This is a genomic window from Paenibacillus cucumis (ex Kampfer et al. 2016) (genome assembly GCF_019748695.1).
In the GTDB taxonomy this organism is placed as follows: domain Bacteria; phylum Bacillota; class Bacilli; order Paenibacillales; family Paenibacillaceae; genus Paenibacillus; species Paenibacillus polysaccharolyticus.
In genome coordinates this window covers 198,592-223,370 of the sequence record NZ_JACLIC010000007.1, presented here as the reverse complement: position 1 = coordinate 223,370, position 24,779 = coordinate 198,592, and the positions used below count along the sequence as shown (strand labels likewise).

Below are 24,779 nucleotides of genomic sequence, written 5' to 3'. Positions count from 1 at the left end.
GTCTTGGACTAGGGAGTATCTGAGCCATACTAAAGAGTCATCACGTATTACGTATATTGCTATGGACCGTCTGACACCCTTAGGCATGATTAGAGTTAATTGTCTTCATACGAATACTGCCATAATCCATGATTTTTGTGTGCTTCCTGCATTTCAGGGGAGAGGGTATGGCCGTGACATTCTTTCGAAGGTAGTTAAGTTCTTGCAAAATCAAGAGTACTCTCCAATCCGCTTGAGTGTAGTTACTCAAAATAGACGTGCATTAAGTCTGTATCAGTCCATAGGATTTGATGTGTCTGCCGAATCTCTTTATTATGTGATTCCTATGGATAACCTTTAGTTGATTACGATAGGAAAAGAACGAGTTACCAACTAAAAAATCTTTATGGTATATCAAAGTATCAAAGAAAACGCTGAAATCCTATAACCTAGTATTCATGCTACAGGGTTATCACCCTTGATTGTCAGATGCTAATCATGGAAGGAAGCTCAGACAACAAATGACCCAGCCTAAGATAAGAGCTATCTATGGCTGGGTCATTTTATGAATATAGGAACGTTAAATGAAATCAGCGCATGACACAAAATTAAGGAGTACAAAACCATGGATAACAGATTATCTATACCAAGTAAATTAATCAATCTATCCGAATTAATGAGTGCTACAGCCATTGAAAAAGGAAGGCATTATCAATCGGTGTGCATTTTGGAGTTTAGTAATTCTATAAAGTATGTATTGAAAGAAAAAAATGTTGAAGATTCCGGTAGTTTGATGGACGAAGCAGAAAGATTAAAATGGCTCAATGATAGAGTTCCGGTTCCTAAAGTTATTGGTTATTTAAAGGAGAACGGTAAGGAACATTTAGTTATGTCCTACATAGAGGGCTGTGTTGCCGAAGAATACAAGCAGGAAAAGGGCCAAAAAAGTCTAGGTTATATTCTGGGAGAGGGCTTAAGAACAATACACAATATCCCCATTCATAATTGTCATTTCAATGATAATTTGCCGGATAAGCTTATTGATATGGTAAGGAAGAATATTACTGAGAGAAAACATGAAGTCAAGGATGCTATTAACAAGTCATTTCCCAATCATACCATTGAGCAATTGATGGATTTCTTGGAAATGTATAAAGCATCGACAGAAGAACTGGTTTTTACGCATGGTGATTATGGTTCGGGAAACGTTATGTTACATAAGGGGCGTATTGCAGCATTTATTGATGTAGGAGCATCTGGGATATCCGATCCGTACTATGATATTTATTATCTTGTAAAAAGTCTTACATTTTATACGGATAAGGAAGAAGAAGTAGAGGAGTTTATGAAAGGATATGGCATATCTGAATTAGATGAGAATAGAATGAAGTTTCATCAAATCATCGATACTTTATTGTTATGAGTACGTTACGTTATCTGATATCTTTCATGAGGTGAATGTATCAAATGATAAAATTAAATATGAAAATCATGACCTTGATCTTATTTTTAATTTTGCCTGCCTGTTCGGCCAGTAATGAAAAAGATCCTTCTGACTCCATCTTTCAGGTTGAAGTAGATGAGATTGAAAATGTTAAGGTCAACGAAACTTTTCAAATCGTAGGGTATTTGAAAAATTCATCAAAAAAGGCAGTGGAAATATCTCATGGCTCAGGTATGTTTAGTTATGAGATTTATAATGAAGCTGGCGAGAGAATCCTTCCAGACGCAACCGTGCTATTAGAACACGCTATTGGCTATCAGGTTGAGCTTCGACCAGGTGAAGAATATAGAAATAATGGACAAGATCAACGAAGTAAGGAATATTATGAATTCGTTATCCAGCAGCCAGGCAATTACAAAGTTAAAACACATGTCGAATTTATGATGAATAATGATGGCAAACAAAAGAAAATAAGCTTATCGAGTGAATTCAATGAATTCAAAGTGCAGTAGAGGATTGCAGGGAGTTTCACCATAAATTTAGCGAAGGTGATTTCAATGGAAGTGAAAATACTCAAAAAACAAATTAGTGTACAAGATTATATGAATCTGAGGGAAATCGTGGGTTGGGGTAATCCTGATAATATAGAGGCCATCGAACGTGGATTAAAGAACACTTTATATTCCATCTGTATAGAGGTTGAGGAGCAGATCGTAGGATATGGAAGAATCGTGGGCGACGGTGGGTTTACTTTTTACATACAAGATATTATCGTGTTACCTTCCTATCAAAGGCTAGGTTTAGGCAATAAAATAATGGCGGAACTGATGGAGTATATTACAAGTACGTATCCGCCAGGAAGTTCAGTCGGACTCATGTCGGCAAAAGGTAAAGAGGATTTTTATAAGAAATTTGGATTCGTGGAGAGACCCAATGAAAGTTATGGTGCAGGAATGATCCAATACTTAAAGAAACCATAGTAGAGGCATGTCAAGCAAGAGAAATTCACCGGACACATAGCTGAAAGAAGTTCTTAGTTTAGGAGGAATTCATATGATATTAGAAAAAGTTATAAATCAAATTAATATACAAAGTGAATATAAGGATTTGGTTGATACGTATGTAGAGCATATCCTGAACGAATTCAAAGATAAGATTCATAGCATTTATATGTGTGGCTCGATTCCCAAAGGAACGGCTCAACCTTATAAGTCAGACGCAGACTTTACGATTGTATGTGCAAAACCCGAAGATATTGATTACGAAAGATTGTCAAATATCAAGGATAAGCTTTTGGAAGAATACCCATTTGTCACGAAGATGGATACGATCATTTGCTCGATGGATGATGTATTAAGTAGACCGAATGATTGGGGTTTTTGGGTTAAGATCATTTGTGTTTGCATACATGGGGAGGACATTGGTGAAAAAGTACCCCCGATCATTATCTCTCCAGAATTCATCTTAGACTTAAATAGAGATACCAAGGAGGAAGTGGATCGTGTACATCGTTCACTTTCTAATGCTAGTGATGACGCGCTGAAAACTAGATATACTAAAGGTTACTCGAAGAGATTACTTCGTGCATTATATTCATTGATTATAGAAGATACAGGGGTATGGGAAGACGACATGACTAAGATGAAAAATGCTATATTAAACTATTGCGAGATTGATCCTGCTTTAGTTGAATATCTGTATGCTTGTTACTTGGATAGTAGTCATGTACCTGTTGAAGAGTTTCTAAGAAATGCAGAGGAAGTATATCGCTATTTCGAGAATGCCTTACATACAATGGCTGCTTTCAGAAATTCAAAATGAAGGTGAGGTGGGACAGATGAAGGAGGCTACTCCTAAATATGTTGAACAAGCATCCATGGAAAGTCTCATACAAAAGTTGAATCTGCCGCCACTCACTCCATTTTCACAGGACTGGGAGTATACGTCGGCTGATGCATCGAGATTAGATGAATTTATTACGTATTACGAGAATCATCAATTAAACGACAATGAGAAATTTACACTGATGATCATTATGATCTCTTCATTGGATGACTACCTTTCCGAAGGAAAAGGAACGGATGGTCAAAAACTATGGAATAGAATAAAACAAAATCTACGTAAAGACTATGAGTTACATATCCATACTATTAATTATTGGGCTCAAGATGAGAGCGATCTGGAAGACTGTTTTGCAGTCACACCCTATGTTAGAGAGATGCGAACCTGGAACGAAGGTGAATACGACAATGATTGAAAAAGAAGAAATCATGGAGAGGTTATTAATAGCCGTGCCCTCCTATAAAGATAGATACGAACGGTACATCCAAGAGAACTATGAACTTGGAGAAGAGAGATTGATCTATGTCGATATAAGTGACTTCGTCAAACATGTTATTAAGTGTTATCAACGTAAAAACACGGATGAATTCGATGCACTATTCGAAGTCATTGAAGAGCTTCATACGAATGGAGATTCATTTGTTAAAGAATTTGCTACAGTCGGTATTCTGGAATCATTACAGAACCAATTATCGGATAAGAATATTGAGTATAGTGAAATTGAAAAATGTTTAAAACCAGAATCAAAACGATGGTGGAATCATGTAATTGATTATTGGAATGGGAAGACTCCATACATTGGAGGACCGATTAAGGAACAATCATAATGTTCTGGATGTTGGTGATTTTGAAGCAACCCTAGAATCATTCAAAAGCCCGAAAAGGAGATGATTCTTATGAAAGTCACGCTTCGCTTTGTCTTACCTTGTGATGCTGAATATGTACAGCAATATGCAAGTTACCCTGAAATTTCAGAGACAAGCAATGTTCCCTATCCTTATCCAGACGGAGCAGGAGAATCATGGGTGAACATGGTGATGGCTAGACGTGAACAAGGGATATCTTATGTATTTACTATTTTATCGGATGATCAATTTGCGGGTGTCATGTCTATAAATGCTGTGGATCTAACTGAGAAAACAGCAGAGTTGGATTACTGGATTGCAGTTCCTTTCTGGAATCAAGGCATAGGCACAGTCGCAGCCCAAAAGGCTATTGAATTTGCGTTTCATGAATTGGATCTTCAAATTCTTAGAAGTGCTTGTTTGGCGAGCAATAAAGGTTCGTTAAAGGTCCTTGAGAAGAACGGATTTAAAAAAGTGAATGACTTTATTTTTGAAGCTGGCAAGTTTAAAGATAGGACAGGATGTAGACTTGAATTACATAGGTGACGACCTTTAGGTTGCAAATCCCGATGAAAACTTTATGGAGCCTGTGATTGATTAAATCGAGTGAGAGGGAGAGATCTCAATCCACTACTGCAGGCGATTCTTGATTACGATCAAAAAGAGATCGATAAGGGATTAAAGAATATTTCATAGAAGTGAATCACTTAATCTTGGAGAGGAATGATTCTATGAAGATGGCCTTCATTTTATTCAATGGAGTAACATTTCTTGATTTTGTTGGTTTCTATGACGTTATCTATCGATTGAACTTATTTGACCAAACCAAAGGAACGACATGGGACATCTGTGGATTGACTGAGGAAGTGACGGATGAACTTGGGATGAGCGTAAAGGTGGATGTCATAAAACCTGATTTATCTCCATATGACCTTGTTTTTATTCCAGGAGGCATGGGGACTAGAAAACTAAAAGAAGATAATGAATTTGTAGATTGGATTCGAACTGCCGAATCTGTAAGCTACAAAATCTCGGTTTGTACGGGTTCACTTTTGTTAGGGGCTGCCGGTTTCTTAAAGGACAAGATAGCAACAACCCATCCTAATGTATATGACTTACTTGAGCCTTACTGCAAAGAAGTAGCTAAAACGAGAATCGTAAAGGATGGAAACGTGATCACTGCGGGAGGCGTAGCGACATCGATTGATTTGGGACTATATTTGATTGAATTATTTGCAGGCCAAGAAGAGGCCAATATAGTAAAGAAGCAGATTGATTATCCCTACACTGCAGTAGGAATCATTGAAGTGTAGTTTTTTTGCAGAGGACAAATTAAAGGGTGAAGGAAATGAATAAGAAAACGTATCTTGTTAAGGTTGCTTATTTAATTGATCTAAGTGATGAAGAATACAAAGAAATGGGTGACCAATTGATTCCAGAACTTGAGAACGAAATGATAGTCGGGGAAAATCTAAAATTAGATTGGCAGAGTAGTTCTACTATCTTACTGAATTCAGAAACAATGAACTGCGGAAAGTGCTTCAAATGTAACTCGTGGGTAACCGACAGAGAAAAACCGGATCATATAGATGAACTAAACAACGGAGCGGTTGTCGATGATCGATTACTCTGTGATGAGTGTTTGCCAGAGGATCATAGGTGGGCATTCTAGAATGCTGCCTAGGTGCACGAGAGTCATTACCAATAGTTAAATTTAGAGGGACATAATATATTAATGAGGTGAGAGGTTGAAGTATTTCTTCGGGGTGTTAACCATATTAGGAATAGCACTGCCCTACATGGCGTTTATTCCATGGATTGGTGAAAACGGATTCAATCTAACTATGCTAATCAATGAAGCAAGACAGAATCGGATTAGCGAGTTTGCTTGGCTGGATGTACTGATCTCCGCGGTTGTTTTGATTGGGTTTATCATATATGAAGGAAAACGAATTGGAGTAAAGCATATGTGGTTACCGATCATTGGAACATTAACCGTTGGCGTTTCTTTTGGACTGCCATTATTTTTATTATTGCGTGAAATTCATATGGATAAAATGAAGAATAGATAAACTGGGAAATGGATTATAAGTCAGTGGCAGATTCATGTAGTTCTAATTCAATAAATCATTCGTTACGTATCGAGGTGATTGTGGAGTGGTTATAGTTGAGACAGAGATTCTAATCGATGCTCCAATAGAGTTATGTTTTGATATGGCTAGAGATATTGATGTTCATACACAAACGGTCTGGAAACATACGAAAGAGAAAGCTGTCGCAGGAATTACTTCGGGAAAAATAAATTATGAAGATACGGTAACCTTCGAGGCAAGACATTTTTGGATTAGGCAAAAGTTGACGTCAAGGATCACAGCGTACCAAGCTCCTTATTATTTTGTAGATGAAATGCTGAAAGGTGCGTTTAAAAGCTTGCGCCATGAGCATATTTTTGAAGAACATAACGGCAAGACACTCATGAAAGATCGGCTTACTATGGTTGCTCCGTTCGGGGTTATAGGCTGGGTCACCGAAAGACTTATATTAAAATCATATATGAAGCGTTTCCTCATGTATCGAAATCAACAATTGAAATTCTTAATAGAGATGCAAAGTGAATAATAGAAGAACGTTATATACATCTTTTTGGAATAGTCGTATATTTCATTTGTGGTTAACAAACCATATGAGAAAACAAGATGAATCATGTCAGAGTTCAGTTCAGATTTAGCGGAGATATCCCTCATAAACAAGGAGAAGTGAAGATGAGAAAACTCGTTTTATTTCTGCATTCGTCGCTTGACGGTTATGTAGAAGGACCCAATGGTGAGATGGATATTGGCTGGGTTTCTTACGATGCAGATTTGGAGAAATACGCGAAAGAAGTTCTGAGTACTGCTGACACGGTCATTTGGGGACGTGGGACGTATCAGATGATGCACGGTTACTGGCCATCTGTACGTTCGGACGTATCGGCTTCTCAGCATGAACGGGATCATGCCGAGTGGATTGAGAAGGCCGTCAAAATTGTTTTTTCAACAACGCTGAGCGACGTCGAGTGGAACAATTCCAGATTGGTAAAAGAAAATATTGAAGAAGAGATCAAAAATCTCAAACAACAACCAGGCGAGGATATGGTCATACTCGGTAGTCCAAGGTTCGCACACTACCTTATGCAGCTTGGCTTAATAGATGAATATAAAATTACAGTGTCTCCCGTTTTAATCGGAAGTGGATTACCGTTATTCCAAGGTCTCAACCAGAAGATCAATCTTCAACTTATTGAAAATAAAACCTTTGATTCCGGTGCTCTAGGTCTCTTTTATCGGGCGATTAAATGAATGGGTTTTCTTTAAAATAAAATAAAGGGAAAGAATCCCATTACACAAGACCCAGTCTAAGATAAAATGATCTAAGGCTGGGTCATTTGTATAGAAGGAAAATAATCTTCTGCCAGCTGCTTTTGACGGAAAGATGTTTTAAAAAATGAAAAGGAGCATAAACCGTGAGCGAATTTACTTCAGGAAGCGTAACATTAATGAAATATAAAGAGGAAATTCTTAAATATGATCCAATTTACATAGATAATTTAAATGATCAATGGTTTGTATTCATCACTAAAGATACAGAGGTGAGTGAAGAAATCCCGGAAAGTTTAATTCAAATTTCAGAAAAAATTCCAGTGTTATATTTTTATAATTTCGAGGACCATGGTTGGGGCTATCGTGTAGTTTACAACTTCAAAGAGATTGCAAGTCTTCAAATAATATATGAATTAATAGATACGATAATTATAGAGCTTGCGGAAGAGAGGTATCCGGAAGAAGATCATATTGAATTTTTATATGTCGACCCTAGAGGGGAGAGTATCCGAATTGAACTTATAGAAGAAATTCAAACAACTAATAAATATGATGAGGCGATCACAAGACAGTTTACAAATTGCAATCTAGAGACATTTAAACGATTTGAAATTGCTGATGAACAAATACAACGATTAAGCCAAATTTTGAATGCGAACTACTATTCTCAACTGGAATCTAAACATCAATTAGTAGAAGAATTTAAGGAAGTACTAAACATTCAAGAAATGAGCTGGATCGAAGTGGATCATTTGCATGAAAGTGAAGTGTAACGCTTGAATCGTTCTATTATAGATACATAAACTGGAGGTGTTGAAAATGAAGATTGAAGATGTTTACAACGATTTACCTGTGCTTGAGACTTCCAGAGCCATACTTAGAAAAATTGAAAAGAATGATGTGCAGGATATCTATTCTTACTGTAGTGACCCGGAAGTATCCAAATATACAACATGGCATCCGCATATGAAAATAGAGGATACAGAAAAATTTGTTAATTTCATCATAGATAAATATAATAAAAGCCAGATTAGCCCATGGGGGGTACAAGATAAAACAACAGGCAAGATCATCGGAACTTGCGACTATGTAGGCTGGGATATCCATCACCACAAAGCTGAGATTGGATACGCATTGTCAAGAGATTATTGGGGACAAGGTTATATGACGGAGTGTGTGGAGAAAATAATCCAATTTGGTTTTGAACATATGGACTTGGTTCGAATTGAAGCTAGATGTATATCAACGAATACGGGTTCTTCCAGAGTCATGGAGAAAGCAGGCATGGAGTTTGAAGGGATTTATAGAAAGCATATATTCATTAAAGGGAAATTCGAAGACCTCAGAACGTATTCGATCATAAATGAGAATTCAGCGAAAAGAGTGGAAGATAACTTTGCCATCTGACAGAAAAAGAAGGCTTCAGACATTGTTGAGAAGAAACAAACTGAAAAATAAGGAAAGAGAAACAAGTGTGTTGTTTGAAGAATGCTTGGCAGCGTTAGGTAGTGATGTGATTGTTATGACCGATGAACGGTCAAAAGAAATATATAAATTATTTGAAGCGGAATTTAAAATCAATTTATATGGTCGAATAGAATGGGATTCATATAAAGCGTATGAGGAAATGGATGAGAATACATTTGGAAATCGATATATGAACCAAGAAGAATATTATTATATATTATGGAGTCATGGATCAGATCCTGTAATCAAAGCAAGGTTGAATCAGATCGTTAAAAACCTGGAGGATGTTACTGCTGTTTCTCCAGATATATGGGTCTATCGAGAAGAGAGGCAGGTTATTGAAATCTTCCATGGTGGAATCGTAAGAGTGATGCAAAAGAAAGAATGAGGGTGGTAAAAATGAGGATTAAGGATGTTGGGAGGGCAAATATTGCGAGTAAGTACATTTCTTGAAGAAAAAGATTTTAGCTTTAAAGATGTGGAATACTTGTCTCCAGAAATCAAAGCAGTGGTGGTCAATCATCATATTAATGTCACACAAGGAGAAAGTGAAAATATTGCACATATACATGTTCAATATAATGAAAACTTGTCCTTTCAATGTAAAGTGATTGATTTATACCAGGAGCATTCACCAAAGATCGCATGGATCAAAAATAGTTATGTAACAGATACATCGAATGATGATTTTGATTATGAGGATGTATTGCCTCCTTTTGGTGTTGTAGAGTTATATGATTTGGATATGAAATGTAATTCAGATTGTACGAAAGTCATGATCCAAGCTTTGTATCAATTAATGTTTAACTTCTTGCTGGAATATTTCAATGTGATTGTTTTTCATTCAAGGGAAGCTACGAATGTTATAGATCTTGAGAACATAAGATTTAAGCGTTTCATGATCAACGACGAATTATATTATAGGTCGATTTCTTACTAAGTATAAAGAAAAGTTATTGTTGAAGAATGAACAAGTGCTGTTTTTCGATCCAACTTTTCTCTCTGGCATTAATATAGGTGGAATAGAGCAGTATGAATTTTGGCGGATTCACAACGAAGAGGAAAAACAAGAGGTATATATCGAGCTTTAATTAATCTAATACATTGGAAGTGGTCTTCAGTGAAGAAAGTAGCGGTTGTTAGCTTGTATTTTTTGAGCGAGGCAGAAGGTGGACAGAAGGCAGCAATTACGGAGGACTTTTCGGCACCTATCGTTTTTGATGTGGATCCAGATTTGCAATTCGGGCTCTGGAGTGCTGTCGTGAAGTTACATAGTCAACCGGATGAACATAGGGAAGCTAGGGCTGATCTGTATTATCTATTCCACAATTCAGAAGAAGTGCCGAATCATCTGTTGGAACCCGGCAACAGTTTCTCACTAAAAACGAATAAGACTATTGCCAAAGGAACGATAGAATGGTTGAAGGAATGATAAGAACATCAATCCTCGTAGGTTCAATAATATAAGGTATCATTTCAGAGATCGGAGGTTAACCATGGACGTTGTGATTCGAGAAATCCGAGAGACGGACTATTCTGATGTAGTCATGTTATGGAACAATGACTTAGGCAGTCCGACTGTTACTTCTGATAATATATCTGCACGGATCGAAAGACTGAATTCAGATGAAAACTACAAAATAATAGTCGCCGTATCAGATAACAAGGTAGTTGGTTGTATTTCAATGGTGCAAATCATGGCATTGGAATATGAGATAGGATACTTACAAATTAATGGTCTGGTTGTTCAAAAAAATGCTCAACAAAAAGGAATAGGCACTAAATTAATTGACCATGCCGAGGATTTTGCTTCAAAGAACGGACTTTCTTACATGATATTAAATTGTGGATTTCAACGTACAAAAGCACATGAATTCTATGAATCTAAAGGATTTGATAGATTATCCTATTGTTTCACTAAAGCGGTAAGGTGAATCAGTCCAATGGATGAGTATTAGACAAAGCGAAACATAACAGACAACGTAAATATACAAAGGAGTTATGCATAAATGGTAAATCATATGACCACATTGGGATTTCGTGTAAATTCTCCAGAAGATTTTGAAAATATCGCCGAGTATGCACTCTCAACAGGAACCAGAATTAAAGCTAAACATGGGCAATATGCTTTTGCTCTGGCAGGAGAAGGGATTGAGATATGGCTTCAAATAGATAAAAAAAATCAGGTTATCGGATTGAATCCACATTTTTCAGGTTCATCTCGTATGAATATCGGACTTACTGCAGAATTAAAGCCAGACGAAAACAATAAACTAGATGGCAGTTTTCATGCTTGGGCTGAACCCGATGATTCGATGGAATCTGGGAGTTATCCATTCGTTTTTGATGTACCTAACCGAGGCGTCTACGGGCAAATTCTGACTCCTCAGAGTATACATGTACAATTATCTGCATTCGCACATGAAGTGACGATCTATAAAGATGAAGAAGAGTTTAACCTGTCCCAAGATAGTGAATTGAAATTTGCAGTGGAATCTTTTATCCCATCCGGACTATTTGATAGTGAAGGTACACCAAGTGCAACAGCCATTTTTACTGGGCGAATCGTAGAAACGGCAGAGATTGTTAATGAGCAGTCGAAGCTACGTTTCACCTGGGCATTAGTCAGAACATTAGGTGGGGAGATTGATGTTGTCATTGATCAAGAACTCGTTAACAAGGAAATGATAGTCGGTGGCATTATTTCTGGTTCATTCTGGCTTAGCGCAAAGTTCCAGGATGAACCTGTCATTAAGAAAAAAAGCAACGTGATTGAGAGAATATTTAGAAAAAATAATGAGAAATAATATGAAATTATAAAATTTAATATGGAGGTCTATTTGAAGACTGAAGAAATACTCACAAGGATTATCAACGCATGGGACCCACTTGCACTTCTGGCTGGTGGGGCACCAAGTAATGAATATGATATTGAGATAAAAGTGATATGCAAACAAGTAAACGCAGCAACGAACGAAAATCAAATAGCTCAAATCATTTATACAACATTTAGAGAAAAGACGGGCATTGAATTAAATCTATTGAGTTGCTTGAAGTGTGCATTTAAAGTTGTTCAGGAGATAAAGGGTAATCAACAATGAAAATAGAATAAAAAACTGAACCATGGATGTCATCTTTTAAAATAGTCACATCTATGCTGACATCTCATCCATACAACTGTGATGTTAAACATGAACCCCGCGATTCATTGTCGCGGGGCTTCTTCATAAGGTGCTACCAACTAGAGCAGCAAGTCGCCCCTATGCGGCTTACCTATCCATAGACGCGCCACGCTTCACCTTTGACAAAAATCCTGACGCAAGCGAAACTGGACTTTCTGAATTGACAAGATAGAGAAGAAATGTCATGTTTTATTATGAACGATGATTAAATGTTGAGTGAACCGGGGCAGCAACGTCACGAAGAGATATTTGAATAAATAATAGATAATTGGGTGTAAAAGAAGGTGGGATGGTGTGACTCAAGCTCGTTTGATTCGTGAAGATGAATTAGAGGATTTGTTATTGCTGTATACGTTTCTTCAACCGAATGATCCTGAACTAAACAGAGATCAAGGTTTGGCAGATCATTGGGCTGAAATGCTGCAGGACAAGAATATGCACATTGTTGTTGTGGAACATGAAAGTGTACTTGTTGCTTCTTGTATTGTAGTTATTATTAAAAATCTGACTAGAAATGCTAGACCCTATGGATTGATCGAAAATGTAATAACGCATAAGGATTACAGGAGGCGGGGGTTGGGTCAACTGGCACTTGAAAAGGCTAAGGATATCGCCGAGCAAAAGCACTGTTATAAGTTGATGTTAATGACGGGTTCTCAGCGAGAAGAAGTGCATCGTTTTTATGCGAGAGCAGGGTTTAAAAAGGGTAGGAAGACAGGATTTGTATTACATATGTGATACAGCATGGGTGGGTTTAATTGATTAGGCCTGATAAATCGGATGGATCAAAAATAGCTACGTTGGAGGGTGATCATGGTTGGATATTAATAATCGAAACGGTGATTTTCTTGGTAGAATTCAGATGGAAGCGCAGGAAAGTGATTACGTCGTAGATCAAATTATACGCACTCTGAAACCCGGTGATGGAAAGGCCATTTACATTGCAAATGCTGGAGAGCACCAATTCACCCAGCAGACGAATTATGCTGCCGTTAAATGGGAGCACGGACTGGAGCAGTTGAAGGAAACGCTGACGGAGTGGCAGCCGCAGTTTCCGGCCCATGCGGGGGTTGAGAGCATTCAGGTCTATTATGGATTCGATAATCTGACACCGGATGAGATTGAAGCTATGGCTGAAGAGAGCAGAACCACAGGACAGCAGGTCGTGATCCGTGATTTGCATCCAAACAACAAACTTGTAGGTATCCGAATCCAGTATCAAGGAGAAGGGGCACTGACCCTTCACATTTTTGGCACAACCAAAAGCCGAGTTTACCTATCTGAGGATGAATTGTCTCAGGTGAAACCGCTACGCGTTCGGGGCGCAGAAGCATTTTATTTTTCGAATCACGGAATGGACCGGTTGATCTGGATTGAGGTTGGAAGCAGCGGAAAAGCACTACAGTATGAACTGATTGGGCAGCAGCAGTCCGCAGCAACTTTAATTCAAATGGCTGAAGGGATGAGCATATAGTCTGAGTTAAGCATCGAAAAGGAAAGGAACAGATATGAATAACAAAAGATGGGCATTACTTTCAACGGTTATCGTGATTGTAGCTGCGATATTTATATATCAGTATTACAAGTCAGACTCCCCAAGCGAGGCAATAACAGAGAAGGTTTTGAACCAAGATGGGTATACCGTCACGCTGAGATCAGAACATATTCCTGTTGAAATTTTTGTAAAACCCGAATGGATTAATTTTAATGTCGATGAACCCATGAAAAAAGATATCCAAGCAGCCGAGATCCACAACTCGACTCTGCTACTGGATGTGGTAAACAGAGGTAACGATATTTATTTTTCGTTTAGAACGATCTTTAATATGAACAATCCTTCGGGAGCATTTATATATAATGGATACTTTACTGACGAGGGGATTAGTACATCCATGGACACTAATATGAAATTGTACGATAAGAATGGGAAGGAAATTGCAGTAGGTCAGACAGGAATTGGTCCAGGCGCAGCTTTTTCCTTTGGAATTGAGAAGGAAGAACAGATGCTTATCAAAGAAGGATTCTATGTGAAGTATGATGATTTTAAAGTTTATAATTATATGAAAAAATAACAGCTCATCATGAATGAGTTCAGCGATTGGATGCGCCGTGTCGAGAGGTGGATGGATGGGTGTAAGCAAGAAACATAAACGCAGTATTATTCGTGCGAATCGATTATTTTTTTGGTATGTAAAGCCGGATCTGGACGATGAAGGGATCATGAAACTACATATCATTTCTGAGGATAGAAAATTTATTGTCGCTTATGAGGTGGGACAGTGCATTAGAGGTCATCTTGAGGTCCCAATGTTAGTGATTATCGGTAAAGAGTTTGAAGGTTGGACTGCAGATTATATGGGTCACCGAAGAGTTCGAACACCCGTATGGAACGATGGCGTAGTTACACCACGACTGATAGGGAAGATCATTGACTGGTGCTTAATGAAAGACAAAGAAGTCATAAGTTTGAACTGGAAAGGTGAAATCATAGCATTGGACCAACGTATTTAAAAGAGGTAGAAGTCGATGATTCGACAAAGTCGTAGTAAGGTCAGGAGGAGTTATGGGGACAGATATTTGGTTTTATGTAGAGAAAAAACACTACCGAAGAGAGTATCAATGGACAAATGGCAGCCTGGTCGAAATCCCGAAAAGTGAAAAAGAATTGAAGGACACAGCCCGTTGGGTTAGCGAGGATCACTGGAAGGTCAATCCCAACTACCATCTGTACCCGGAAGAGCGTGCTGCTCAACTCGTACAGATCAATCCATATCAATTTTACAGCGGAGTTAGAAACTACGATCTGTTTGGTATTTTGTCCAATACCAGAAATGACCGTAATCTTAAGTTTATAGATGCCCCGCGAGGTCTTCCGGCTGATCTTTCTCCCGAGCTGCTTCAAGTGGCATTAGAGAGTAAAGATGACTTCTATGACCACAGCTGGCTCTTGTTAGAAGAGCTTATGCAGTTCAAATGGGACGAGCGCTTTTATTGTGATGCGTTTATGGAATATAGAGAGGTTAAACAGGTATGTTCCGATTTTATTTATGAAACGATCCCGAAGCTTTCCGTGTTAGGAGAGCCTCAAGATGTACGCGTGATTTTCTGGTTCGGATAGAAGAGTAATATGAAGTTATATATGGAGGATTGTATGGACATTGTAACCAAGCAGTTGAAGCTGGAAGAGCTTAGTGATTTGAAATATGAAGTGCATATGGGAGATTCCCAAGCCGTTAATTACTGTAGCATCATGATCTTAAAATTCATGGGTGAGTATGGTTTTGGTTCATCTGGGAATTCAGATGCTATTTATATGTGTGCCATCGGAGAAGCAGCAGTTGAAGCCTGGGGACCAGACGGTTTGATTTTGGACTTTAGTGAGCTGGTCTACGAATGGGGCGATCTGATCGAGCGTGTTTTTGATATCGGTAAAGCCAAGTCTGGGAGAATTCCTTTCCCAGAAGCACTTGTTGTAGGCAAACAATCGGAAGAGGCAATACGAACTTTGATTTTGGGAGAATATAGTGACGAGTCTATTGACGACATTGATTGGGTTCACCGAGATCTGAACAGCGCATGGGCGTTCATTGAGGAGAAATTGATGGAATATGATCGGGATAAAAAGTTGTAGAGTACGGCATGAACTATAAAAAAAGCCCCTATTCTGGGGCTGATCTGATCAAACGTATTTTTATGACCAATGAGATTGATTAAGAATCCTGTCCTAAATTGTACTTCTTCATAACCGAGTGGCGAAATGCTGCGTATTCGGATAATTCCTGTGCTGTGGCGGTTTCAGGTAAGCTGCTCTGGCTGAGGCCTTCCAAGCTGAATTTTCCTAAATTATCATTGATTAATCCATAGTCACCATAGGTATTTCTCATTAAAAATAGTACACTTGGTTCACTCTTCTGCAGTTCAACATACTGATTAACGGTATACTTGACATCTTCTTTCAAGCTGACAGGTTCAATTATTGTCAATTTCTTCTGATCTGCAAGGAAATCCTCGGGCTTCTTCAATATCTGCTTAATTTTGATGTTGGTGTTGGTGTGAAAGGACTGCATGGCTCCATCATCGAATGCGGTGATCACATGTTCGCGATCGTTAAACTCTTCCTCTGCGTAACCGATCACGATCAATTCGGCAAACTCATGCAGCTATTCCACTTCGCTGAAGGTGATGGAGTTGGCAGGAAGATTGACTACATTATAGACGGTTTGATCCGGTTTGGATTGATTATTTACAATTCCGATAGTAGCGATAGAGATAACAAGCACACCTAATATGGAGAACAGTACGTATTTCTTTTTGAAAAGAGACATCATATCATCCTTTCTGTGCAGATTATTTTAAGATGAAGGTACGTCCTTTTTCGGGTTTCGACTATCTATAAACCAGCCTGGTCCTTGTACACTGAATACCTCTTGTTTATCATAGTCGTAGGAAACGGTAACATGTTCATCCTCATGTCCCTTGATGTAACCATATAGGTATAGGCGTGGATGGATGTAAGGAGCATCAATATCGTGACCCGTTACAATAAAGTCCGCATTATAGTACTTTTTTATATATTGAACACTTATGGGTTTGGCCGTTTCTACAATAACTTGCTTGTGTGAGGTAGACATACTAGAACAGCCTGCTAATAAGGATAAGAAAATAAGTAGAGTCAGAGCCAAAGGTTTTATTCTCATAGGTTTTAATTCTCCTTTTATGGAAATAAACTCTAAAGATACTCTATTATATATCATTGTAATAGACAAGGTGAGGCATCTTGACATATATAAATGTTAAGACCTATTGGGCCATTGATGTCTATCCAGATCAATTATGTAAGGAGGAACCTATGAAAACGATCATTTACATGGTCAGACATGCGGAGTCACCGTTTAACGAAGGAACAGAAAGAACGAGAGGACTTACCTTGAAGGGCAGGGAGGGTGCGGCTAAAGTAACAGAGATATTAAAGGAAGAAGGAATACATACCATCATTTCAAGTCCTTATGCCAGGGCTGTTTTAACCTTGGAGGGAGTTGCAACGGCTTTAGGGTTAGAAATCCAGCTCATGGAGGATCTGCGAGAAAGACATTTTTCCGATGGGGTTGTGGCGGATGAAGATTTTGCATCTGCTGAACAGCAGATGTTTGATGACCCTGATTACGCATTACCGGGAGGAGAATCGAACAGAGTCTGCCAGCATAGGGCTGTGACCGTATTGAAACAGATTGTAGAAGAGCATTTTGGGAAAAAAGTAGCGATCGGCACACACGGACATGTCATGACGTTAATAATGAATGAATTTGATCCAAGTTACGGATTGCATTTTATGAACCAGACTACGAAACCGGATATCTACCAATTACAATTTGACGGGCTAACCTTAGAGAAGGTGAGAAGGCTCTGGCAAGAATAAGAAAAAAGTGATTCGACAGGAGAGCTAGTACGTCATCTTGGTTATAGGTAAAATTTAAATAACATTGCGGCTGGAGGGAATAGCCCGGATGATATTACAAGAATTGTTTCAGGACAAACCGACGAAACCCTGGAGTAGATAGATTGGCTGGTATGCACATCAAGGAGAATGCAGATATTACGGAAGAATGGAGAGAGTGGTAGGATTGCTCGAAAAAGAGGGGAGAGAGTATGCATGGATCAACAGGAATATGGCCTCTATTGTTTAGCAATGGGTGGAGAAGAGTTTATGCCAGAAGATGGCGAACAGGTTGAAGCAGAGCATCTGTACGGATTTTTTCAGTGGTTTATGCCGTCGGGTGCAGGTGTTGAACGGGTATTTGAGTCGATTCCAGAGGGCCAGCTTTTCTTGAACAGAATACGTCCGATCTATGCGATGTTGAATCCGGAGGACTTCACCGGCGAATATGTGCCCGGTTATTTCAATGGTGGATATGAGGTTGCTTCCGAGGAAACGTTACGAAAATGGGGTCTGGAGCTCATTGTAGGCTTGAAAAGTCTGTTCTCTATGGTGCCAGAAGATGACGAATCAGCGGATATCGCTATGGAAGCATTACAAGAGCTGGCCTGTGTGCAGGAAGTGGTTGTGTTACCACAGGGTGAGCTTGGAAAGTTAGAGCAAAGAGCCATCCAAGGCACGGACGAAGAAGATAGCGAGGCGGTTTACGAAGCCCTCGGAGACCTTCTTAGCTCTCGCAGAAACTACGATGAAGCGATTGAAATCCTCAGCGAAGCCTACTATTCAATTGCTTGTGACTATTGGGTAGCCTATTACTTGCAATGGCCCCGTTATGAAGGTCTGCAGGAAGCAGAAAACTGCCTGTATCCATACTTCGAGTTGTACCGTTATGGTTATAATCTTCATTGGACTCAGACGAAATTATTCATAGGCAAGCGTTAGTCCTATTTAAGCTTACAGAAGGAGTATATGTATGGAGATTGAACTTACCAAAGAGTTTGCTTGTAAGCTTGGGATTATGCTCCAGAGTAAATTAATCTGGTACAAACACTTCCACCCGTTTTGTGATGACATTATTATGGAATATGAGGAGCCGCCGTATTGGATCATTGAATTAGCAACGATCAGATATCAAGGTGCGGCTATTGAGATCGTTAACAAATACATCCACTCCGAACCTTTTTGTACTTATTATAATCATACACATTTTGATCAGTATATTGCTTGTTTGTACATAAAATACGACAGAAGAGAATTATCCTGGGCCAGCTTTCTGATGGAAGCTGGACAGTATGCTGACGGTTGTGAAGCAGTGAAGGAGCCTTGTGAGTACTTTTTTGAATTATTAACTCATTATGAGGCCGAGGAATTTAACATCGAGCTGGAATATAAACAAAGAACAGAAATACAGGAAAAGTTCCAAGAAGAGATCCTTGAAGTGCAGGAAATCTATGATGTGTTTAGGGAATATTTTAGACAATATGTTAAAAAGGAAAAGGAGCAACCATGTAAAGGAAAGGAAAATGGTGCCTAATGGAGCGATATAAATCACCTCAAGGAAGACAGCTCATCTACCAGTCGTATGACAAGCTGCTGCAATCGTATGCTGTTCATATTGAAGAGGAATTTATTGAAACGAGCTTTGGACAGACACATGTGATTACTGCCGGAGATCCGCATAATCCTTCCTTGTTACTGTTCCATGGCACTGCGGATAATGCCGCAATGATGTGGATGTACAACATGAACGAGCTTTCCAAGAAGTTCTATGTCATAGCGGTAGATTCGATTGGAGGATCGGGGAAAAGTGAGCCGAACGCCGAATATTTCAAACGGTTTGATCAGGTGAAATGGATGGATGACATCATGGACGCTTTTCAGCTCCACAATTCATATATTTGCGGCGTGTCTTATGGTGCATATCTGTCCTATTTTTACACACTAAAAAGACCTGACAGAATCAGAAAAGCCATGTGCCTGGCAGGCGGAATTTCATCGAGTACGTTTGAAGTGATGGTCAAAATGATGAAAGCCTTTATGCCTGAAGCATTGTTCCTCTCGGAAAAAAATTGTGAGAAGCTGCTTCGAAAATTATGTGGCCCTAACTATGCGGTCTTTGCCGAGAATGAAGAATTGATGCGACACTGGACTTATTTGCTGAAGTATTTCAACAACAAGTCTATGATGAAACACCGGATACAATTTGTTGATGATGTGGAACTTGCCACACTGGTAGGAAAGGCCAAGTTTCTGATCGGGGAACATGACATCCTCTCTAACTATCCAAAAGCGATACATTGGCTACAGCGCAACCAGTTGAATTATGAGATCATTCGAGATGCAGGTCATGCCATTAACCACGAGCAGGCGGATCTGGTAAACCAGAAAATTATTGAATTCTGGAATGAATGATGGCTGTGGAGCAACAATTCAAAGGAGAGAGAACATGAAGCTTTTTCATGGAAAAGAAACCAACGATATACCGCAGATGCCTGCGATGCCGTCTATTTGTACACCTCTGGGCACCGTGGAATTCTCACTTTCGGTCTCCAACCAATCCTGTCTTGCAACAGAATGCGCCAAGCTCAAAAGCGGTGGGTGGTTGTATAAGTATTACTACGACTCATGGGACTGCGAACTCGCAATTTGTAGAGTGGATGTAGAACTTGCTTGCGATCAGGCAGTAGAAGAATGCTGGGGAGCTGTATTCAGAATCAAACCAAAGAATGATTACCAGATTGATGAGTGCAGCTTCACGGCTTCGTGGAAAGAGGGATATAACTGGACAAGCTGTGGATCGGATACTGGAGAAGGACTCGAAGCGATTGAATATAAAAATCAAACGTATCAGTTACATATCGGTACACAAGACGGAACGCTATTAATGATGAGGAGAAACCAAGGGGATCGGATTCCGAAATCCTATGGTGAAGGTATTGATGTTGAAGCACAGGGGTACATCCTGAGTTCTGGAAAAGGGATTAGTGTGCCCATGTCACAGATGGGATCGGATGAAGTATGTGAAATTCATGTTGTAATCGCTTGGAAGAAGTATGTAGAAGAAGATGTGTCTACCTGGCTCGCTGTGGATCAATTTTCAAAGGATATCTTAAAGGGAGAAGAGCTCAGCTAGGCAACACCAATTTAATAGATAAGGGTGAACCATATGGAACGAGGACTTATTATCTTTTTAAACGGAACGTCAAGTTCAGGCAAGACAAGCATTGCGCTGGAAATGAAAAAGCAAGGGGAAATGCCGCTGCATCATCTGTCCGTAGATCAATTTTTTCAAAATTATGATCATTTCATAGATACGACATATCCCGATATGAAGCCAACAAGAGAAGTGGAGCCGGGTGTGATGTCAGATATCCTATTTGGCCCGATTGGTTCATTGTACTTCTCAACCATTAAACTGTTTTCGGAGCTGGGTCTGAATGTAATTGTGGATACGGTCATCAGCGATGACAAGTTGTTCAATGATTTTTATGATTTGCTTGCGGATTATCCGATATTGTTTGTTGGTGTACACTGCTCCAAAGAAGAACTTACCAGAAGAGAGCAGAGCCGGGGAGATCGCGAGATCGGGCTTGCTCATTCCCAGTTCGATTACATATACGCTTACGATGAGTATGATCTGGATGTGAATACAGAAGAACTCACTTCAGCTGCATGTGCGGAAAAAATACTAAGTTATATGAACTCCGGGCAAGAGTACTCGGCATTTAAGAAGTTAAGTCGAAGATAACTATATAAGTTGAAGAAAAGGGAATCCAAAAAAATCCGGGGATAACAGCGATGGGAAGGTTATTCTGTGGTCGGAGTGCTCCGTGTAAACATCTTTAGTTCAACTTATATAGAAGATAAGTGAAGGAGAAGGGGCGGCTAGTTATACTTTCATAAGGGTGTTGGACATCTTGAACCTAACGATTCTTCGTTAGGTTTTTTGCTTGTTTCTCCGAGATCACGTTAGATAAAGATAACGATCAGGTTTAGTGTAGAAGTCGTCTATATTATTGCAAGTGGACACTCATGGTAATGTTAAGGCGAGTTGTAATCGCACCCATCGAATATTTTATTTATATATAGAATTGTTCTATAAGTAAACCCGTTGACGATGTTCCTGTTGGAATGCTATTTTTAGATCAATTAATTCCTAGTTAACATGTAAGAATTAGTGGTTTAAAATAATCGCACACATAACGGGGGAGAAAAACATGAAAAAATGGTCTGTTCTAACACTTACAACTGCAATCGTATTAGCGCTGACAGGATGCAGCACCGGGGGAGACACGAAGACGGCATCGGGAGCTGAGGGAGCGAAAGAACCAACCAAGATTATTGTGGGAACAGGCACGCAATTTCCGAATGTCGCTTTTATTGACGAAAATAACAAGCTGACGGGATACGATGTGGAACTCGTCAGAGAAATTGATAAACGGCTGGATGATTACGAGTTCGATCTGCAGACGATGGAGTTCACGAACTTGTTGCTCAGTCTCGAAACGAACAAAATTGACATGGTCGCGCATCAGATGGAGAAAAACCCGGAGCGCGAACAGAAATATTTATTCAATAAAGAAGCATATTCCCACTGGAAGAACAAAATCGCGGTTCTCAAAGATGACAATACCATTCATTCCATTGATGATCTTAAGGGCAAAAAAGTGTTAACGACAGCAACCAGTGCCCAGGCCATCTTGCTAGAAAACTACAACAATCAGAATAACAATGCACTAGATATTGTGTATTCAAGCGGTGTGGCTAACGATTCCATCGCACAGCTCAAGGCTGGACGGGTTGCAGCGTTTGTAGCAGCGGACTTTACGCTTCCACTCATTGATCCGAGCGGCGAGCTGAAACTGGTGGGTCCACCACTCAGTGAATCGGATACCCTGTTTATGTTCCGCAAGGATGATCCTGAAGAACAGAAACTTGCGGATCGCGTCGATGAAGCACTCAAGGAAATCAAGGCAGACGGTACATTGAAGAAACTGAGTGAGCAGTGGCTTGGCTTTGATGCTACGCAATCGGAAACGAAATAACACGTACAGGAAAGGCAGGTTGCAACGATGGGCGCACCATTTGAATTCAGTTATGTCATCGACTACTTTGTAAAGCTCTTACCCACCATCAGTACTACGCTTCTCATTGTAGTTAGTGCAATGGTGCTTGGTCTAATCATTAGCTCCATCGCGGCACTGCCGCAGATGTACAATATTCCGGTGCTGAAACAGCTGTCTAAGCTGTATGTGTCCTTTTTTCGCGGAACTCCGATTTTGATTCAACTGTTTTTGTTCTATTACGGCGTGCCGGAAATTTTAAGTTTGTTCGGTATTAATGCGAACCGCGCACCTGCCATCTACTTTGTCATTATGACTTACTCGCTCAATAGTGGAGCGTTTATGGTGGAGATGATTCGGGCTTCCGTCGCTTCCGTGGATCGGGGACAGGTCGAAGCAGCTTATGCCATGGGCATGTCTGGCCCACAAGCGTTCTTCCGGATTGTATTGCCGCAGGCTTATGTGACGGCATTGCCTATATTCGCCAACATGGTGATTGGTAGCTTGAAGGACACATCCCTTGCGTTCAGTGTGGGTGTCATGGAGATGACGGGCAAATCGTCTACGCTGGCAACGATCTCTCGTCATTTTATTGAAGCGTATATCTCGCTGGCGCTCATTTATTTTGTTTTGAGTTTTGTGCTGGAGAGGGTGTTCGGTGTACTTGAGCGGAAAGTGCAAAAGAGGGGGTTTGCTCCGATATGAGCTTTGATGCTTCCTTTGTATGGACCGCGTTCGTGCAACTTCTCGGTGTCATCCCGATTACACTGGCGATCACGGTGGTCTCGGTGGTACTTGGTTTTATCATCGGCACAGCGGTCGCCCTTCTCCGCCAGTTTCGGATTCCTGTACTAAGCCAGCTGGCGACGGCCTACGTTACGTTTATTCGCGGAACACCGATGATTACACATCTGCTACTGATCTATTTCGGACTGCCGATGATTATTGACAGCGTGTCTTCCTCACTCGGACTGGGGTTCAACTCGTCGTCCATTCCATTGATCGGTTTTGCTTACCTGGCATTCTCGATTACGGCTGGTGCTTATGCGTCAGAGATTGTCAGATCCGGCTTGCTCGCGGTGGATCGCGGTCAGATTGAAGCGGCGTATTCACTGGGTATGACAGCGACGAAGGCACTGCGCAGAATTGTGTTGCCACAGGCTTTTGCAGCCAGTCTACCCAACGTTTCTAACATGCTGATTGGCATGTTGCATGGATCTACACTGGCATTTGCGGTCTCGGTGGTGGAGATTAACGCCAAGGCGCAAATTGTCGCATCGACCAACTGGAAATTTTTCGAGGCATATGTGGCGGCGGCCCTCATCTTCTGGGGACTGACCGTCATGATTGAAAGACTGACCGCAGTGGCAGAGAAGCGGTTCAGATCGTACAACCGGGGAGGCGTGTCATGATTGAACTCAAGCAAATACACAAAAGCTTCGGAGACAATAAGGTGTTGTCAGGAATCGATCTGAAGGTGGCACGTGGAGAGGTCGTTGCGATTCTGGGGCCGAGTGGATCAGGCAAAACAACGCTTCTGCGCTGCATTAACTATTTGGAAAAACCAGACTCCGGGCATATCACACTCGGTGGTTTCAACTTGGATTACGGCAAACACGCCAAAAAGGATATCCATGCCTTACGCCAAAAATCAGCGATGGTCTTCCAGCAATATAATCTGTTCCGCCACAAAACAGCATTGCAAAATGTAATGGAAGGACTGGTGGCTGTCCGCAAAGTGGCTAAAGAGGAAGCACGGACGCGGAGTGTCGCTTTGCTTGAAAAGGTAGGTCTCGGAAACAAGCTCGATTCATACCCTAGCCAGCTTTCAGGTGGACAGCAACAACGTGTCGGGATCGCCAGGGCCCTGGCGATGAACCCAGAGGTTATTTTGTTCGACGAACCGACTTCGGCGCTGGACCCGGAACTTGTAGGTGAAGTGCTGGCGGTAATTCGGCAGATTGCAGAGGAAGGCATCACGATGATCATCGTGACTCACGAGATGGGTTTTGCACAGGAAGTGGCGAACCATGTTGTATTTATGGATGGCGGGGTCATTGTGGAAGAAGGAGAGCCGAAGCAGTTGTTCCGCTATCCGAAGGAAGAACGGACGAAGCAGTTTCTCAAACGCATTACACCGGATACTTCATATTCCATATAAGAA

The 24,779-nt window shown here is 40.3% G+C and carries 39 protein-coding genes and 1 pseudogene; 37 read left to right on the top strand and 3 right to left on the bottom strand.

Annotated elements, in window-relative coordinates; genetic code table 11:
* Positions 1-7 precede the first annotated feature (7 nt).
* The 27 genes and pseudogenes from H7T88_RS29130 to H7T88_RS04090 form a co-directional block, all read left to right on the top strand.
* Positions 8-340: pseudogene (locus H7T88_RS29130) on the top strand (GNAT family N-acetyltransferase); the annotation flags it as partial.
* 264 nt (positions 341-604) lie between these two features.
* Positions 605-1,402, top strand: a complete 798-nt coding sequence (locus H7T88_RS04215) for a phosphotransferase (RefSeq protein WP_221787150.1) — start codon at positions 605-607, stop codon at positions 1,400-1,402.
* A gap of 44 nt (positions 1,403-1,446) precedes the next feature.
* Complete coding sequence (locus tag H7T88_RS04210; protein WP_221787148.1) at positions 1,447-1,935, top strand: hypothetical protein; 489 nt, start codon at positions 1,447-1,449, stop codon at positions 1,933-1,935.
* Positions 1,936-1,980: 45 nt separating this feature from the next.
* On the top strand, positions 1,981-2,403 hold the full coding sequence (locus H7T88_RS04205; protein ID WP_260510715.1) for a GNAT family N-acetyltransferase: 423 nt from the start codon (positions 1,981-1,983) through the stop codon (positions 2,401-2,403).
* Positions 2,404-2,476: 73 nt separating this feature from the next.
* Positions 2,477-3,244 (top strand): nucleotidyltransferase domain-containing protein, encoded by a 768-nt coding sequence (locus H7T88_RS04200; protein WP_221787144.1) that lies wholly within the window; start codon positions 2,477-2,479, stop codon positions 3,242-3,244.
* Positions 3,204-3,680, top strand: a complete 477-nt coding sequence (locus H7T88_RS28620) for a hypothetical protein (RefSeq protein WP_260510723.1) — start codon at positions 3,204-3,206, stop codon at positions 3,678-3,680. The genes H7T88_RS04200 and H7T88_RS28620 overlap by 41 nt, the downstream gene beginning before the upstream one ends.
* On the top strand, positions 3,673-4,092 hold the full coding sequence (locus H7T88_RS04190; protein ID WP_221787141.1) for a DUF7674 family protein: 420 nt from the start codon (positions 3,673-3,675) through the stop codon (positions 4,090-4,092). The genes H7T88_RS28620 and H7T88_RS04190 overlap by 8 nt, the downstream gene beginning before the upstream one ends.
* A 69-nt stretch (positions 4,093-4,161) precedes the next feature.
* Entirely contained in the window at positions 4,162-4,656 is a 495-nt protein-coding gene (locus tag H7T88_RS04185; RefSeq protein WP_221787140.1) for a GNAT family N-acetyltransferase, read from the top strand.
* Positions 4,657-4,841: 185 nt separating this feature from the next.
* On the top strand, positions 4,842-5,423 hold the full coding sequence (locus H7T88_RS04180) for a DJ-1/PfpI family protein (protein WP_154982843.1): 582 nt from the start codon (positions 4,842-4,844) through the stop codon (positions 5,421-5,423).
* Positions 5,424-5,458: 35 nt separating this feature from the next.
* Positions 5,459-5,782 (top strand): hypothetical protein, encoded by a 324-nt coding sequence (locus H7T88_RS04175; protein ID WP_221787139.1) that lies wholly within the window; start codon positions 5,459-5,461, stop codon positions 5,780-5,782.
* Positions 5,783-5,876: 94 nt separating this feature from the next.
* Positions 5,877-6,182 (top strand): DUF2834 domain-containing protein, encoded by a 306-nt coding sequence (locus H7T88_RS04170; protein ID WP_312027577.1) that lies wholly within the window; start codon positions 5,877-5,879, stop codon positions 6,180-6,182.
* An 85-nt stretch (positions 6,183-6,267) separates the two neighbouring features.
* On the top strand, positions 6,268-6,729 hold the full coding sequence (locus H7T88_RS04165) for an SRPBCC family protein (protein ID WP_221787136.1): 462 nt from the start codon (positions 6,268-6,270) through the stop codon (positions 6,727-6,729).
* 143 nt (positions 6,730-6,872) lie between these two features.
* Complete coding sequence (locus H7T88_RS04160) at positions 6,873-7,448, top strand: dihydrofolate reductase family protein (protein ID WP_221787134.1); 576 nt, start codon at positions 6,873-6,875, stop codon at positions 7,446-7,448.
* 164 nt (positions 7,449-7,612) lie between these two features.
* Positions 7,613-8,242, top strand: a complete 630-nt coding sequence (locus H7T88_RS04155) for a hypothetical protein (RefSeq protein WP_221787127.1) — start codon at positions 7,613-7,615, stop codon at positions 8,240-8,242.
* A 46-nt stretch (positions 8,243-8,288) separates the two neighbouring features.
* Complete coding sequence (locus H7T88_RS04150) at positions 8,289-8,876, top strand: GNAT family N-acetyltransferase (protein ID WP_221787125.1); 588 nt, start codon at positions 8,289-8,291, stop codon at positions 8,874-8,876.
* Complete coding sequence (locus H7T88_RS04145) at positions 8,833-9,324, top strand: CDI toxin immunity protein (RefSeq protein WP_221787123.1); 492 nt, start codon at positions 8,833-8,835, stop codon at positions 9,322-9,324. Before H7T88_RS04150 ends, H7T88_RS04145 begins: the two co-directional genes overlap by 44 nt.
* Before the next feature lie 42 nt (positions 9,325-9,366).
* Positions 9,367-9,876 (top strand): hypothetical protein, encoded by a 510-nt coding sequence (locus H7T88_RS04140; RefSeq protein ID WP_221787119.1) that lies wholly within the window; start codon positions 9,367-9,369, stop codon positions 9,874-9,876.
* A 180-nt stretch (positions 9,877-10,056) separates the two neighbouring features.
* On the top strand, positions 10,057-10,368 hold the full coding sequence (locus tag H7T88_RS04135) for a hypothetical protein (protein ID WP_221787118.1): 312 nt from the start codon (positions 10,057-10,059) through the stop codon (positions 10,366-10,368).
* Between the two features lie 64 nt (positions 10,369-10,432).
* On the top strand, positions 10,433-10,870 hold the full coding sequence (locus tag H7T88_RS04130; protein WP_221787115.1) for a GNAT family N-acetyltransferase: 438 nt from the start codon (positions 10,433-10,435) through the stop codon (positions 10,868-10,870).
* A gap of 75 nt (positions 10,871-10,945) precedes the next feature.
* Complete coding sequence (locus H7T88_RS04125; RefSeq protein ID WP_221787113.1) at positions 10,946-11,743, top strand: hypothetical protein; 798 nt, start codon at positions 10,946-10,948, stop codon at positions 11,741-11,743.
* A 33-nt stretch (positions 11,744-11,776) separates the two neighbouring features.
* Positions 11,777-12,037, top strand: coding sequence for a hypothetical protein (locus tag H7T88_RS04120; protein WP_221787112.1), 261 nt, complete (start codon positions 11,777-11,779; stop codon positions 12,035-12,037).
* Between the two features lie 390 nt (positions 12,038-12,427).
* The gene (locus H7T88_RS04115) at positions 12,428-12,856 is read left to right on the top strand and encodes a GNAT family N-acetyltransferase (RefSeq protein WP_260510692.1); all 429 of its coding nucleotides are present in this window, start codon (positions 12,428-12,430) and stop codon (positions 12,854-12,856) included.
* A gap of 79 nt (positions 12,857-12,935) precedes the next feature.
* Positions 12,936-13,592: a hypothetical protein gene (locus H7T88_RS04110; protein ID WP_221787110.1), complete on the top strand. Its 657-nt coding sequence runs from the start codon at positions 12,936-12,938 to the stop codon at positions 13,590-13,592.
* A gap of 34 nt (positions 13,593-13,626) precedes the next feature.
* Positions 13,627-14,190: a hypothetical protein gene (locus H7T88_RS04105; protein WP_221787109.1), complete on the top strand. Its 564-nt coding sequence runs from the start codon at positions 13,627-13,629 to the stop codon at positions 14,188-14,190.
* Positions 14,191-14,245: 55 nt separating this feature from the next.
* Positions 14,246-14,629: a hypothetical protein gene (locus tag H7T88_RS04100; RefSeq protein WP_221787107.1), complete on the top strand. Its 384-nt coding sequence runs from the start codon at positions 14,246-14,248 to the stop codon at positions 14,627-14,629.
* Positions 14,630-14,681: 52 nt separating this feature from the next.
* On the top strand, positions 14,682-15,236 hold the full coding sequence (locus H7T88_RS04095; protein WP_221787105.1) for a hypothetical protein: 555 nt from the start codon (positions 14,682-14,684) through the stop codon (positions 15,234-15,236).
* A gap of 33 nt (positions 15,237-15,269) precedes the next feature.
* Positions 15,270-15,749 (top strand): hypothetical protein, encoded by a 480-nt coding sequence (locus H7T88_RS04090; protein ID WP_221787103.1) that lies wholly within the window; start codon positions 15,270-15,272, stop codon positions 15,747-15,749.
* Positions 15,750-15,828: 79 nt separating this feature from the next.
* Here the strand turns inward: H7T88_RS04090 and H7T88_RS04085 are convergent, their stop codons facing one another.
* The 3 genes from H7T88_RS04085 to H7T88_RS04075 are packed head-to-tail and all read right to left on the bottom strand — an operon-like array spanning position 15,829 to position 16,749.
* Positions 15,829-16,260, bottom strand: a complete 432-nt coding sequence (locus tag H7T88_RS04085) for a hypothetical protein (protein WP_221787102.1) — start codon at positions 16,258-16,260, stop codon at positions 15,829-15,831.
* An 18-nt stretch (positions 16,261-16,278) separates the two neighbouring features.
* A complete protein-coding gene (locus H7T88_RS04080) occupies positions 16,279-16,446 on the bottom strand; it encodes a hypothetical protein (RefSeq protein ID WP_221787099.1) in 168 nt (55 codons plus the stop codon).
* A 24-nt stretch (positions 16,447-16,470) separates the two neighbouring features.
* The gene (locus H7T88_RS04075; RefSeq protein ID WP_260510691.1) at positions 16,471-16,749 is read right to left on the bottom strand and encodes a hypothetical protein; all 279 of its coding nucleotides are present in this window, start codon (positions 16,747-16,749) and stop codon (positions 16,471-16,473) included.
* Between the two features lie 218 nt (positions 16,750-16,967).
* On the opposite strand from H7T88_RS04075, the gene H7T88_RS04070 reads away from it, so the two are divergent.
* The 10 genes from H7T88_RS04070 to H7T88_RS04025 all read left to right on the top strand — a co-directional run bounded on the left by H7T88_RS04070 (position 16,968) and on the right by H7T88_RS04025 (position 24,776).
* Positions 16,968-17,534 carry a histidine phosphatase family protein gene (locus H7T88_RS04070; protein ID WP_221787096.1) on the top strand — a complete coding sequence of 189 codons (567 nt, stop codon included), beginning with the start codon at positions 16,968-16,970 and terminating at the stop codon, positions 17,532-17,534.
* Between the two features lie 234 nt (positions 17,535-17,768).
* Positions 17,769-18,494, top strand: coding sequence for a hypothetical protein (locus tag H7T88_RS04065; protein WP_221787095.1), 726 nt, complete (start codon positions 17,769-17,771; stop codon positions 18,492-18,494).
* A gap of 31 nt (positions 18,495-18,525) precedes the next feature.
* Positions 18,526-19,086, top strand: a complete 561-nt coding sequence (locus tag H7T88_RS04060) for a hypothetical protein (RefSeq protein ID WP_221787093.1) — start codon at positions 18,526-18,528, stop codon at positions 19,084-19,086.
* Complete coding sequence (locus H7T88_RS04055) at positions 19,086-19,964, top strand: alpha/beta fold hydrolase (RefSeq protein ID WP_221787092.1); 879 nt, start codon at positions 19,086-19,088, stop codon at positions 19,962-19,964. The genes H7T88_RS04060 and H7T88_RS04055 overlap by 1 nt, the downstream gene beginning before the upstream one ends.
* Before the next feature lie 34 nt (positions 19,965-19,998).
* Positions 19,999-20,685, top strand: a complete 687-nt coding sequence (locus H7T88_RS04050) for a hypothetical protein (RefSeq protein WP_221787090.1) — start codon at positions 19,999-20,001, stop codon at positions 20,683-20,685.
* A gap of 33 nt (positions 20,686-20,718) precedes the next feature.
* A complete protein-coding gene (locus H7T88_RS04045; RefSeq protein ID WP_221787089.1) occupies positions 20,719-21,300 on the top strand; it encodes a chloramphenicol phosphotransferase CPT family protein in 582 nt (193 codons plus the stop codon).
* Between the two features lie 469 nt (positions 21,301-21,769).
* On the top strand, positions 21,770-22,597 hold the full coding sequence (locus H7T88_RS04040) for a transporter substrate-binding domain-containing protein (RefSeq protein WP_221787088.1): 828 nt from the start codon (positions 21,770-21,772) through the stop codon (positions 22,595-22,597).
* 27 nt (positions 22,598-22,624) lie between these two features.
* On the top strand, positions 22,625-23,320 hold the full coding sequence (locus tag H7T88_RS04035; RefSeq protein ID WP_221787087.1) for an amino acid ABC transporter permease: 696 nt from the start codon (positions 22,625-22,627) through the stop codon (positions 23,318-23,320).
* On the top strand, positions 23,317-24,027 hold the full coding sequence (locus H7T88_RS04030) for an amino acid ABC transporter permease (protein ID WP_221787086.1): 711 nt from the start codon (positions 23,317-23,319) through the stop codon (positions 24,025-24,027). Before H7T88_RS04035 ends, H7T88_RS04030 begins: the two co-directional genes overlap by 4 nt.
* Positions 24,024-24,776, top strand: a complete 753-nt coding sequence (locus H7T88_RS04025) for an amino acid ABC transporter ATP-binding protein (protein ID WP_221787084.1) — start codon at positions 24,024-24,026, stop codon at positions 24,774-24,776. Before H7T88_RS04030 ends, H7T88_RS04025 begins: the two co-directional genes overlap by 4 nt.
* The last annotated feature ends 3 nt before the right edge of the window (positions 24,777-24,779 follow it).